Below are 12591 nucleotides of genomic sequence, written 5' to 3'. Positions count from 1 at the left end.
TCCCTCGTAGTGTCAGAAGTCCAGCTCGATGTAGTCGATGTCGGTGAACTTCACCAGGAGGCCGTCGGCACGACGGCCGTGATCCTTGAAGTAGATCTCCTGCAGGCCTTCGGCCGCGATGTTCTGCAACTGATGCTCGGTGGCGCCCGACGCCTGGGCTTCGAAGAGGCGGGCCGCGTAGGCGGGCGGGAGGTGTTGGGTGATGAGGCGGATCCGGCCGTCGTCGGTGGTGCCGGGCGCGGCGGCGAACCCGAACCGGGCCCGCGTTTCGATGACGATGCCGCCGGTACGGGCCGCGTCCTTCTTCGCTTTGTCGCGCACCCGGGGCTGCCACCGTTTGCGTACCTCGCGCTCCATGCGGGCGGCGAGGTCCTTGCGGGGCCGTTTGATCTGCGCCTTGAGGTAGCGCTCGACCGTGCGCTGGGAGACGCGTAGCAGCTGCGCGACGGCCATGGTGGAGCCCTTCTCCTGCTTGACCAGGAACCGTACTTGGGCGCCGGCCGATTTCGGGATGGGGCGGGTGGCGGTGTTCGCCGCGGCCTTGTCGAGACTGTCGCCGAGGATGCCCATCGTGTGCCCCTATTCTCCGGTGTCGGGGGCGTCGTCGCCCTTGATGTGGCGGGCCGGGTTGATCCGGTCCTCCTCGATCGTCTGGGCGAGCCACAAGAAGTCGCGGGTGCCTTCGTGCTTGACCATGCCGGGGCTGACGCCGAGGCGGAACCCTCCGGGCAGCGGCTTGCCCTCGGTGGTGCGGGGCATGAAGTCCAGCGGGCTGGGCCCGTGGGAGAGGTAGACGGCGCAGTCGGACAGGATGGCCACGGGGAAGAGACCGGCCCTCGCCCATGCCGTGAGTTTGCGGTGCTGGTTGGTGCGTACCTTGCCGATCAGCTCGGCCCTCGCGTGCGGGCTCCAGGTGGCGCGGGAGAGGGCCGGCCAGGGCTCGCCATATCTGTAGGCGATGCCCTGCGGGCGTTCCCGCAGCTTGCCGATGCCGCCCTTGACGGTCGACTTGATGGCCGACAGGACGGCCGCCTGTCCCGGATCGACGCTCTTGTGACGGTCCATCGCGGCGAGGAAGTCCTCGTCGGACATGCCGGTGGTGACACCGAGGTCGGCCATGGTGGCGATGTAGGCGTCGCGCAGGTGGGTGTACCAGGCGTCGAAGTAGGCGGCGTGCTCGTGACGGACGTACGCCTCTGCCGGTGCCACGTCGTAGCCGAGCTCCACCGCGTAGGCAACGGTCGATGTCGCGTACCAAGCAGGCCCGGTCGGCCGGGTCCCTTTGGGGGTGAAGGGGTTGGGCAGCCGGGGGTCGGTCTCGATGTGCGAGAGGTCGACCAGCCAGGAGCCGGGCAGCTTGGGCTCGAACGCCGGGTTGTTGACGTGGGTTGCCGGGCCGGTGCCGATCACAAGGCGGTTGGCGGCGGCGGCAAAGGCCATATTGACGTCGATGCCGACCGCATGGGTGTGGCCCCGGGTGCACTCCTCGTCGGTGAGGGGGCGGAACCAGTCGTATGCCTCCTCGTCGATGACCTGGTCAGGGGTGCGCACGTGGTGGCGGGGGTAGCGGGAGGCGACGAGCGGATGCTCGGCGGGGGCCTCGGGCGGGGCGGGGTCGACCGGCTCGGCCAGCGAGCCCGGGTTCGGCCCGGACACCCAGGAGCCGGTGGCCGGGTCCTTGACCGCGCGGGTCGGCGGGCGCAGCGCGCTCATCAGTTCCAGACCGCAGACGGCCGTGGAGCCGCGCGGGGTGAGGACCCGGGTGGCGTACGTGCCCAGGACGGCGGCGACGTCAGCCGGCGGCAGCCGGCCGGTGTCCCCCCAGGAGCGGGTGTCGAGGGCGCCCCACGGCAGGATCGCGAACTGCACGCACTGCCGCTTGCCGCGCTCGGCGGGCCGGTAGATCCGGGCCCAGGGGCCGAACCCACGCTTGGTCAGCTTCCACTTGGCCTTGGCCAGTTGCCCCAGGACCTTGTGGTCCTCCGGGAGCCGCAGGCCGCGCCGGTCCTCCAGGACGGCCGGGAGTCCGAGCCGTTCGGCGGCCGTGTCGGTCAGGACGATCAGTGGGTCGGCGTCCTTGCCGTGCCGGTGGAGCCGCGCAGCGCCGAGCTTCGCTTCGTTCAGGGCCCATTCGACCAGTGTGGGGAACGTCTTGGCCGGACAGTCCAGGACCAGGCCACCGACGCAGTACGCCGATCCGTCACCGTCCAGTACCGCGAGCGGGCCGTGAGCGAATCGCGGGTCGTCGGCCTCGGCCGGGGCCGACGACCTCGCCGGGGTCTGCTTCGCCCCGGTCTGCCGCGCCCCGGTCTTCTTCGTCGTGGTCTGCTTCGCGGCCGGGCGCCTCGACGTCGACGGCCCGTGAGCGGGCGCGGCCTCGGGTGCGGGGACGGGAGGCGCAGCGGTGGGGGCCGGGGCGAGCGCGACCGGCTGTTCCGGCGCGGGCGCCGGGTGCTGGGTGGCCCAGCCGTCCAGCAGCCGCAGATACGCCTGCAGTCGGGGCGGCCGGGGCTCGCTGCGGCCGTGCTCCCAGTTCTTCACCGTCTGCGGTGTCGTGCGCAGCACCTGGGCGAGACGGGTCTGTGTGACACCGGCCGCCTCCCGGAGCCGGGACCGCTCGGCCGGTGACGGCAACCGCGGCTCACCCTCCAGCAGTGCGTCAACCGCCGCGAACAGCTCTTCCTCGCTGGGCATGCTTCACCTCCGTTTCCGAGGCTAGCATCATTTACCCTTGAATTTAACCTTCATTTTATCCAATGGGTGATGGTCGGCTCTGGTCGGCTCTGGGTGCGTGCGACCGAGATTTTTACTTGGCGGATGAGTGCAGTAGTTGGCGGATCTTGCTTCCGTAACTGTCGTCTGCCATCGGGACGTCAGCGGAGTCTGCCACTGGATGTCAGTGGTTCTGCCATGAGGTGTGTCAGTAGGCAGTGCTGTCGTCGTCGGCGTCGGTGAGGCGGAGGCTGTACCGGACGTCGTCGGCCAGGACGGCGGTGCCGTCGTCGGCGCGGACCAGGAGCCCGGCGTCGAGCAGGCCCGCGACGGTGGCCGCGGTCGGCTCCTCGGGGTCGGTGGAGACGGTGCCGTCGTAGGATGCCTGGAACAGCACGGCCGCGTCCTGACTGCTGAGGACGTCGCGCTGGAGCGGCCGGTAGTGCGCATCTTGCGGGTGCCGCCAGGGCTCGGTGTGGTTGGCGGGATGGACCCAGTTCATCTGCCGATCGGTGAGGATGTCCAGGCGCGGGCTGAGGGTGAAGTGGGCGGGGGCTGCGCGCCGCAGGGCGTACGGACCGGCGAGGTGGGGGTACGTCCAGGCGCGTTCGATGGCGTCGCTGACGCGGTCGAGGTCCCAGCCGAGGGATTCGGTGAGGAAGTCGGCGGTGATCGGGCGGCCGGCGTGGGCGAGCGCGTTGAGGACGGCGAGGGCGTCCGTGTCGGTGCCGGGGGCGGGCTCGGTCGGGAACTGGGCGTCGTAGTGGCGGGGGCGGTTGTAGACCTCGGCGACGTACGGGGTGAGGTCGCCGGGGTGGAGGTCGAGGCGACGGGCGAGTTCGAGGACGACGTGCAGCGGCTGGTTGGGCAGGTGGTCCAGGGAGATGTCGTGCTCGTGGACGCCGAGGAGGTCCGCGAGCTCCCACGCGGACATGCCCGCGTTGTGCTGGCGGCGGCGCAGTTCCTCGCCCCAGCCACGGGGTTTGTAGCGCGGGGGCTTGTAGGGGCCGGGGCCGGTCACAGGGCGGCGCCCTGGTCGCTGAGGATCTCCACGTCGAGGCGGCGCGCGGCCATCCAGTCGGTGAGGGGGCGGGGCCGGAGCCGAGCTGTGTGCCTTGGCAGGAGCCGCGGTGGAGCCAGAGCGGATCGATGCCGATGCGTCGGCAGGTGCGCAGCACGACCTCGGTCAGGGCGCGGTCGGTGGCTTCGAGTTCGGGGTTCTTGGGGTCGGCGAAGAAGCGGCGGCGGGTGCCGGCGCCGTCCGCGCGGCGGTGGGCGAGGTGGGCGGCGATGATGTCGGCCGCGTCGTTTTTGAGACCGGCGCAGACTCGGTAGAGCTTGAGACCGCAGGCCCGCGAGCGGCCGGTCGATCAGCGGGGCAGGATGCGCATTACTGCCTCGTGTTCGCCGCTGAGCCGCAGGCCTTGCTGTACTGCGGCGCTCAGATCGAGGTCGCCGAGCAGGGTGGCGGCCAGCAGGTGCGGCGGTCCGGTCAGTGACGCGGTGGGGTGGTCGACCCGGCCGGCGTGTGTGTGCACCGAGCCGTCCTTGACTTCGATGACCAGGTCTTCGTTGCCGTCGGCGTGCAGTTGCAGGGCGATTGCCGGCTGGTCGGGGCGGTGGTCGGTCAGTGCCCGGGCGGGCATGTCCAGCCAGTGGGTGCGGAAGGTTTCGTTGCCGCCCGGCTCACGCAACAGCGGCACGCCCCACCGGCTCAGCTCCTGCAGCACCGGCTCCAGCGCGCGGCCACGCTCGGTGAGGGAGAACAGGGTGGTGGCCACCGGCGGCGGGGCGGCCTCGCGGTGGATCAGGCCGGCTTCCTCGAGTTCGCGGAGCCGGTCGACCAGCAGGTTGCTGGCGATCCCGGGCAGCCCGTTGCGCAGGTCGGTGTGCCGGCAAGGACCCAGGGCGAGCAGTTCACGGACGATCAGCAGGGTCCATCGGTCGCCGATGGTGTCCAGTGCTTTCGCGATGCCGCAGTACTGCCCGTAGGTGCGCATGCCACCACCCTACATCGTGGTGTTGAGATTCAAAACTCTCTTGTTGACTTTCTCAACAACGTCGGTCTAGCGTCGCTGCCCATGACCCCCACCCTTTCCGTGCGTCGGCTGGCCTGGGCCGGCGTCGAGATCCGTCTCGGCGACACCCGCCTGCTGATCGATCCGCTCGAGAACGTCACTCCGCTGGCGCCGGTGATGGGGCCGCCGCACCGGCCGGTCGACCCGGTCGATACCCCGCCCGGCACCCACGCCCTCATCACCCACCTGCACCCCGACCACTACGACCACGACCTGATCGCCCGGATCGCGGCCACCGGCACGATCGGTTGCCACACCCCGAGTGCGGCGGCGCTGCGCGAGGTGGGCATCACCCCCGTAGCCCAGGACCTGGGCCAGTCACGCCGCATCGGAAAGCTGACCGTCACCCCGGTGACCTCGCTGGACTGGCGCGGCAACGACTGTGACCAGGTCGCCTGGGTCGTCGAAGGCACCGGCCGGCGGGTCATCCACTGCGGCGACACCCAGTGGCACGGCAGCTGGTGGCAGATCGCCCGCGACCACGGCCCGTTCGACGTCGCGTTCGTCCCGGTCAACGGTGTCATCGCCCACTTCGAGGGCTACGCGGCCAACGTCCCGGCGACCATGACCCCTGAGCAGGGCGTCGAGGCCGCCGTCGCACTCGGCGCCGGCACCGTCTGCGCCATGCACTACGGCCTGTTCCACAACCCGCCGTTCTACACCGAACAACCCGACATCGAGCAGCGCTTCCAGCACGCCGCCGACGAGCGCGGCATCACCGCGGCCATCATCGCCGACGGCCAGCCCGTCCTCTGACCATCAGAAACAAGGAGCAACACATGAAGATCGTCCTGTTCGGTGCCAGCGGCAACATCGGCCGGCCCACCACCGAGGAACTACTGCGTCGCGGCCACACCGTCACCGCGGTCACCCGAGCCGGCCACATCGACGGACTCAAGCACAAGGCCCTGACCGTGACCACCGGTGACGTCACCGACCCCGCGGCGGTCGCCGGCCTCGCCGCCTCCCACGACGCCGTGCTCTCGGCCGTCGGCCCCCGGATCGGCCAGGAAAGCGACCGCGCCACGATCGTCGGTGCCGCCCGTGCGCTGATCGACGGACTCCGCCGAGCCGGCGTCACCCGCCTGGTCACCATCGGCGGTGCCGGTAGCCTACGCACGCCGACCGGCGCCCGGGTCATGGACGACCCGGACTTCCCCGCGCTGTGGAAGGCCAACGCCGAGGCCCAGTCCGAAGCGCTCGACCTCTACCGCGGCGTGCACGACCTCGACTGGACGTACGTGTCGCCCGCCGCAGTCATCGGAGCGGGCGAGCGGACCGGGGCCTACCGCAGCGCCGGGGACACCCTGCTCACCGACGACGACGGCAACAGCCGCATCTCGTACGCCGACTACGCGATCGCCTTGGCCGACACGATCGAGAGCGGCACCGCGATCCGCCGCCGCATCACCGTGGCGTACTGAGCCATGAGCAACGACGCCGCCGGCCGGCAAACCCGATTCATCGTCCTGCTCGCAGCGCTCGTGGCCCTGGGACCACTGTCCATCGACGGCTACCTGCCCGGACTGCCGGCCCTCGCCGGCGACCTGCGCGCCAGCGCCGCGGCCACCCAGCTCACCATCACCGCCTGCCTGGCCGGGCTGGCCATCGGGCAGCTGATCGCCGGGCCGCTGAGCGACACCTACGGCCGGCGGCGTCCGTTGCTGGCGGGCCTCGCCCTCTACACGATCGCCAGCGCGCTCTGCGCGGTGGCGCCCGACGTCCGGACCTTCGTCGGCCTACGCCTGGTCCAGGGCATCGGCGGGGCGTTCGGCATCGTCATCGCCAACGCCATGGTCCGCGACCACACCTCCGGAACCCGCACCGCACGTCTCTTCTCCGCACTGACCTTGATCACCGGCCTGGCGCCGGTGTTCGCGCCGGTCCTCGGCGGCCAGCTACTGCGCGTCACGGCCTGGCCCGGAATCTTCGTGGCCCTGGCCGTGCTCGGCGCCGTGATGCTGGCGGCCTCCGCCGCAGGACTGCCGGAGACCCGGTCCTCCGCGTCACGCCAGCCGCTGCTGGCTGTCGTCGGGCAGCTGCTCAGCGACCGGGTCTTCACCGGGTACGTCCTGGCCAACGGCCTGGTCTTCGCGGCGATGTTCGCCTACATCTCCGGCTCGCCGTTCGTCCTGCAGGAAATCCACGGCCTGTCACCGCAGCAGTACAGCGCCGTGTTCGCCGTCAACGCCGCCGGACTCATTGCGGCCGCCCAGATCAGCGGCCGGCTGGTGGCCCGGGCCGGCGCCCGCGTGCTGCTGCTCGCCGGTCTGCTGGGCGCGACAGCCGGTGGCACCACGGTTCTGGCCGCGGTGCTGACACGGGCACCCCTGCCCGCGCTCCTGATCGGCCTGTTCGTCCTGGTCTCCAGCGTGGGCCTCGTCATGCCGAACGCCGCGGCCCAGGCCCTGGCCGACCACGGCGGACACGCCGGGTCGGCCGCCGCGCTGCTCGGCTTCAGCCAGTTCATGATCGGCGGGGCACTTGCTCCGCTGGCCGGCGCGGGTGGCGCCACCGACGCCTTGCCGATGGGAATCATCGTCGCCGTGCTGCCGGCGCTCGCTCTGCTCACACTCGGCGTCCTCACCCGGTCGATGCCCGGTGAGCGCACTCGCAGGCCGGCTCGCCAAGGACCTGCCGGGCACCGGCGACCGCGCCGGCACATCGATCGCAGACGAGCCGGCATCCAGTGAATCGGGCCAGCGTCTGGCGAACAGGGTGATTCGCGATCAGCGTGACGGACGTACCGTTTATGAGAGACGCCTAGGCCGAGGGCCACCCGATGATGAGTTGCTAAGCCGAGGTTTCCCACCGCGCTCCGCGGTCGGCGCCCGCGGGAGCACTGCACCTCCGGCACTGACCCCCACCTCATCGCGAACGGCGGTAGTCGCTCTTCGCGGCTATGTGGGGCCTGCCCACCAGCGATCCGAAGTCGGAAGCGATCGGGAAGGTGACCAACCAGAACATCCGGCTCACCACCGACACCCCCGCCCCTGTCAACCCTTCGGGGCCACTCCAAGAGCGGCTCTCGACCAATCGGTTCGAGAAGAGCCTGCGGGTGGTGGTGAACTCAGTGATCTTCCGGTCCTCCGGCCAAAACCTCACGACGGCTGGCACTTACACCGAGATGGCCTCACGCCTTACCGAACCCGTCCTCCTCGGCCTCGCCGCCCTCGCCATCCGAGGACGTATCAAGCGCTGATCGACTGACACTTCTCATGGCAAACCCACTGACGTTCCCGTGGCAGACGACAGTGCAGTAGTTGGCGGATCTTGCTTCCGTAACACTGCGTTGTGGTCAGTTCCGAAGATCGGGCCCTGTCGCCACGTGGGTGGTGGTGCTGTGGGTGAGTGAGCGCGAGTGCCAGGGCAGGGATCCGGTCGGACTCAAGTCGTCTCGACGAGCTTGTCGCGGTGTACAGCGGGGATGCCGCATTTCGGGATGAACTCGATCTCGCGGATGGCTGGATCTGTCGGTGGAGTTCGACGTGGCGGGTGGGTGCTGGTGAAGTCTGCTGGCCGGTCCGCGACATGGCTCATGTTCCGGTGCTGTCGTCGCGGCCGATGCGGGGGTTCACCTGGCGGGCGAAGCAGCGGCATCGTCCTGGCCTGGAGGTGATGGCGTCCACGGGCAGGGGGCACGGCTTCGAGTCGCTCGAGGAAGTGCGGCTTCTGGTCGCGCTGGACTTCGTGGGGGCGTCGGAGGTGCTGTCGCAGCCGTTCCGGCTGGACTTTGCGCACAAGGGCGGGTCGTCCTGGCACATCCCTGACTACTTGGCCGTGATCGGCGGCGGGATGTGGCTGATGGACGTACGCCCGATGGGACCGATCAAGGACGAGGACGCGCTGAAGTTCGCTGCGGCCAGGGAGATGGCGGCTGCGTGCGGCTGGCGGTACTCGGTGGTCGCGGGCTGGCGCCCGCACGTCTGGAGCGTCCTTGACCACTTGTCGTCGCGTCGTCGGCCGGTGAGGGATCTGTTGGGCATGCGGGATCAGCTGCTGACGATCATCGGCGGCCGGAAAGGGCGCGTGATGACGTTCTCCGCGCTGGCGGACGCGACCAGCGTGCCTGCCGTCGGCCGGGCCAACGTCGTCCGGCTGCTCTGGCAGCGCGAGCTCGGAGTTGATCTGGGCAGTCCCTTGCGCGACAGCTCGCTGATCTGGGGGGTGTGATGGCGGCGAGGGCGTTTCTGCAGATCGCGCCGGGCAGGCGGGTCGCGCTCAACGGCGTTGAGTGGACGGTTGAGGAGGTCCACGGCCAGCTCGGCCGGCTCGTGCTCGTGGATGGTGGCGGCCATGCTGAGACCCGCTCGTTCCGCTGGCTCATCAACCACGCCGACCTGCGGCTCCTGCCGGCGGCCGAAGCGCCGGAGCGGCTGGCGCCGGTCTCGCGGCAGCCGAGGACACTGGCCGACCTGACCGATGACCAGCTGGAGCGGGCCCGGCTGCGGGCCGCTCATGTGCTGGAGGTCGAGACGGGGTTCCGGGAGGGGCACCCGGCTCGGGCCCTGCCGGGCGAGCCCCGACCTGACTACGACCCGGGCCGCACGACGCTGACCCAGCGTCGGTACGCGAAGGCGGCGGAGATGAAGGCGATGCCCCGTCTGGAGGCGGTCCGGCTCGGTCTGCAGCACCTCAGTTTCCGGACGCTGGAGCGTCTGTCGGGACTCGCGGGTGACAGTCTCCTGCTGGCCTGCGCGGACGGACGCTGGACCCGGCGCCGCAGTGGCCATCGCAGCGTCACCGAGGAGGGTCCGTGAGGCGATCTTCGCGGTCAAGGCCGAGTGCGGGGAACGCGCCCGCCTGAGCCTGGCTGCCAGGCACCGGTTGATGCACCAGTACATGCGTGAGCGGTTTCCGGCGTTTCCGGCCGAGAGGATCCCTTCCCGTTGGACGTTCGCGGACGTCTGGAAGGAGTGGTTCGGGCCCGGTGGCGCCCGGCCGCGCTACGGACGGACGGCTCAGGCCGCCGCGGAGGCCGGTGTTTCGGGCCGGATGGTGGTCCACCGGCCGGGTCAGGTCCTGGTGCTGGACTCGACTCCGATGCCGGTGAAGCTGCGCGAGACCGTGTTCGGCGTCGCGGTCACCGCGACGTTGACCCTCGCGCTCGATCTCTACAGGCACGGGCTGCCGGCCTTCCGGCTCACGCTGCAGTCCGACACCTCGGTCGACGTCGCGATGCTGCTGCGGGACGTGATGCTGCCGCTTCCGATGCGGGAGGGCTGGGGCGAGGACATGGAGTGGCCCTACGCCGGGGTCCCGGCCGACGTGATCGCCGAGTTCACCGGGCACCGGGTCGCCGCTCTGCCGTTCTTCGCCCCGGAGACGGTCACCACCGACCACGGCGGCCCCTACAAGAACCACGACCTGGTGGAAGCCGAACGCGAGATCGGCTGCCGGATCCTGCCTGCCCGCGTGCTGCGGCAGACCGACAAGTTCGCGGTCGAGCGGCAGTTCCTCACGATCCAGACCATGCTCTTCGAGCACCTGCTGGGCTTCACCGGCGGCGACGTCGCGGACCGCGGAGCCGACCCGGAACGCGATGCGAGCCTGACACTCGCGCAGGCCGAACACGTCATCGCGACCTGGATCGTCCAGATCTGGCAGAACCGCAAACTAGGCGAATATGCCCCGAGTTGGGCACCGGGTGAGGACCACAGCCCCAACACCCTGTTCGCCGCGGCGATGGAGCAGGGCGGTTTCGACCTGGACTTTCCCGAACCGGGCTTCTACTACAAGGTCCTACGCAAGCACCACGTGAAGATCCATCCGCGTCGCGGAGTGAAGATCCTCGGGCTCTGGTATCACCACCCGGTCCTCGACGAGCCGCGCTTCCAGTAGCCCTCCGCCCGAGGCGGCAGGCACGCGAGCCAGTGGGTGGTCCGCAGTGACCGCAGGGAGCGCCGGCAGGTGTTCTTCCAAGACCCGGCGGACCACGAGACCTGGCACGTCCTGCGCTGGCGAGGGCTGCCGCCCGAGGGTGAGATTCCCGCCTTCTCCGACACGACCGCCGACGCTCTCCTGGGACACGTGAAGGCGAACAACATCAAGATCCATTCCGAGGATGAGCTGTTGGAGCATCTGCTTGGAATCCTCGGCTCGGTCACCCCCGTCGACGAGTGGCCGAGCCAGGCCGGGAAGAAGGCGGGGAAGAAGCGGCGCGTCGCCCAGGCCCGTGAGATCGCCCGCGCGCAGACCGCGGCGGCCGACCGTCCCGCCGAGCCGGCCCCCGCGGACGAGCTGTCTGCGGCGCGGATGCCTGCGGCCTGGGTGGAGCACGCCCGCATGATCGACAGGGCGGTCGACAGCGACCGCCGCCGGCGACGGGAAGAGGAACTCGCCGGAACCGGCCGGTGGCTCCGCCGACGCTGCACGAGGCCCTGAACCGGCGGCCCATGTTCCTGCCGCCGCCACGCGACGACGCGGACGCCGAGACGACTGTCCGGGAGGACGACGCGTGACCCGAGACCCTCGCACGCTGATCCGCTGGAGGGCCTGCCTTCACGGTCCAGGATCGCTGAGTTGATCCTGGGCGGGCACCCGCCGCGCGACACCTACGTCGGCTGGCAGAGCTACCGCTCACGCCGCGGCCTGCTCCTTCCCGCTCCGGCGATCTCGCTGCAGCAGTGGAGGACGATCCCGGAGAGCCGCCGCGCGGACTACGACCTCTTCCGCCATCTGACGAACGCGAACCTTCCGCTGCAGGACACCCCCATGCACGACAAGGTGGGCAGGCTGATCCGCCGCCGACTGCGCGGGAACACGATGAAGCAGGACGACCCCACACGCGCCGGCGTCATGGTCAGCGGCTGGGGCAACTACGGCAAGACGGCATCCGTCTGCTCGACCGCGGACGTCTTCGAGGACCACTGGCTGCAGATGCACGGCTACCTCAAGCCCGGGGCTCTGCCGGGCACCCGTGACATCCACGCGCCGGTCGTCTATGTCTCGACTCCGGTGACGGCGACACCGAAGAGTCTTTGCGCCTCGATCCTGGGCTTCTTCCGCGCCGAGATGCGCAAGTCGGCCACTCTGCCGGAACTGGTACGGCAAGTCGCCGACTCCCTGCACGACCACGGAGTCAAGGCGCTGATCCTGGACGATGTCGGCCGGCTGCGCATGCACCGGGCCGACGACCAGGACGTCCTCGACCTGATCCGGGCCTTCATGAGTCTGGACGTCACCTTGATCCTCACCGCCGTCAACATCCCCGGGATCGGGCTGCTGCGGGAGGCCAAGTGGAACAAGAGGTCCGGGCAGTGGGAGATGCCCCCGCTGGAGTCGACCCGCATCCACGGCCTGGAGATCACTCAGACAGAGCACCGCTTCGAACTGATCGAACTCGACCGCTTCCGCTACACCACGCCGAAGCAGATCCAGGCGTTCGTCAACCACCTCGACGGGATCGAGCGGCATCTGCGGCTGCTGAACGCGGAGCGGGGCATGCTCACCGACGGCACCATGCCGGAATACCTGATGCGTCGCACCGGCGGCGTCGTCGGACTGCTCGGGCGGCTCATCGAAGACGGCGGCCAGGAAGCGATGGACGGCGGAAGAGAGGTCCTCGACGAGGACCTGCTCGACGAGATCGTCCTGCGGCGGGAAGAGATGACCGACGCCCCCGACGAACCCGTCCCCGCGGCCACGGCACCCGCCGCTCGCCGGCGCTCCGGCGCGAAACGCCGGCCTCGCAACACCGTCTTCGACGATCACGGACCGCGCACTGCCGACGACAGGACGGGCTGACCCATGCCTGCCGCCCAAGCCCCGCTGCCCAGGAGTCTTGAACCCCTGCCCGAGG

General features: G+C 70.0%; 13 protein-coding genes. 9 read left to right on the top strand and 4 right to left on the bottom strand.

Annotated features, from left to right (window positions below; all coding sequences use genetic code 11):
* Positions 1-12 precede the first annotated feature (12 nt).
* The 4 genes from tpg to ACF088_RS14390 all read right to left on the bottom strand — a co-directional run bounded on the left by tpg (position 13) and on the right by ACF088_RS14390 (position 4712).
* Positions 13-570, bottom strand: coding sequence for a telomere-protecting terminal protein Tpg (gene tpg / locus ACF088_RS14405; RefSeq protein WP_392376074.1), 558 nt, complete (start codon positions 568-570; stop codon positions 13-15).
* A gap of 9 nt (positions 571-579) precedes the next feature.
* Complete coding sequence (gene tap, locus ACF088_RS14400) at positions 580-2694, bottom strand: telomere-associated protein Tap (protein ID WP_392376072.1); 2115 nt, start codon at positions 2692-2694, stop codon at positions 580-582.
* A 226-nt stretch (positions 2695-2920) separates the two neighbouring features.
* A complete protein-coding gene (locus ACF088_RS14395) occupies positions 2921-3733 on the bottom strand; it encodes a hypothetical protein (protein ID WP_392376071.1) in 813 nt (270 codons plus the stop codon).
* Between the two features lie 349 nt (positions 3734-4082).
* On the bottom strand, positions 4083-4712 hold the full coding sequence (locus tag ACF088_RS14390) for a winged helix-turn-helix transcriptional regulator (RefSeq protein WP_392376070.1): 630 nt from the start codon (positions 4710-4712) through the stop codon (positions 4083-4085).
* An 81-nt stretch (positions 4713-4793) separates the two neighbouring features.
* On the opposite strand from ACF088_RS14390, the gene ACF088_RS14385 reads away from it, so the two are divergent.
* The 9 genes from ACF088_RS14385 (at position 4794) to ACF088_RS14345 (ending at position 12536) form a co-directional block, all read left to right on the top strand.
* A complete protein-coding gene (locus ACF088_RS14385; protein WP_392376069.1) occupies positions 4794-5546 on the top strand; it encodes an MBL fold metallo-hydrolase in 753 nt (250 codons plus the stop codon).
* Positions 5547-5569: 23 nt separating this feature from the next.
* Positions 5570-6214, top strand: coding sequence for an NAD(P)-dependent oxidoreductase (locus ACF088_RS14380; protein ID WP_244416035.1), 645 nt, complete (start codon positions 5570-5572; stop codon positions 6212-6214).
* A 3-nt stretch (positions 6215-6217) separates the two neighbouring features.
* Positions 6218-7483: a multidrug effflux MFS transporter gene (locus tag ACF088_RS14375; RefSeq protein ID WP_392376067.1), complete on the top strand. Its 1266-nt coding sequence runs from the start codon at positions 6218-6220 to the stop codon at positions 7481-7483.
* 257 nt (positions 7484-7740) lie between these two features.
* Positions 7741-7992 (top strand): hypothetical protein, encoded by a 252-nt coding sequence (locus ACF088_RS14370; RefSeq protein ID WP_392376066.1) that lies wholly within the window; start codon positions 7741-7743, stop codon positions 7990-7992.
* A gap of 149 nt (positions 7993-8141) precedes the next feature.
* The gene (locus tag ACF088_RS14365) at positions 8142-8963 is read left to right on the top strand and encodes a TnsA-like heteromeric transposase endonuclease subunit (RefSeq protein WP_392376065.1); all 822 of its coding nucleotides are present in this window, start codon (positions 8142-8144) and stop codon (positions 8961-8963) included.
* Positions 8963-9550, top strand: a complete 588-nt coding sequence (locus tag ACF088_RS14360) for a hypothetical protein (protein ID WP_392376064.1) — start codon at positions 8963-8965, stop codon at positions 9548-9550. Before ACF088_RS14365 ends, ACF088_RS14360 begins: the two co-directional genes overlap by 1 nt.
* 70 nt (positions 9551-9620) lie before the next feature.
* The gene (locus ACF088_RS14355) at positions 9621-10631 is read left to right on the top strand and encodes a hypothetical protein (RefSeq protein ID WP_392376063.1); all 1011 of its coding nucleotides are present in this window, start codon (positions 9621-9623) and stop codon (positions 10629-10631) included.
* A gap of 69 nt (positions 10632-10700) precedes the next feature.
* Positions 10701-11174, top strand: a complete 474-nt coding sequence (locus ACF088_RS14350) for a hypothetical protein (RefSeq protein ID WP_392376062.1) — start codon at positions 10701-10703, stop codon at positions 11172-11174.
* A gap of 138 nt (positions 11175-11312) precedes the next feature.
* The gene (locus ACF088_RS14345; RefSeq protein WP_392376060.1) at positions 11313-12536 is read left to right on the top strand and encodes a TniB family NTP-binding protein; all 1224 of its coding nucleotides are present in this window, start codon (positions 11313-11315) and stop codon (positions 12534-12536) included.
* Positions 12537-12591: the final 55 nt, after the last annotated feature.

This window comes from Streptomyces sp. NPDC015125, from assembly GCF_043080045.1.
Lineage (GTDB): Bacteria > Actinomycetota > Actinomycetes > Streptomycetales > Streptomycetaceae > Streptomyces.
This window is presented reverse-complemented; position numbering and strand designations above follow the sequence as displayed.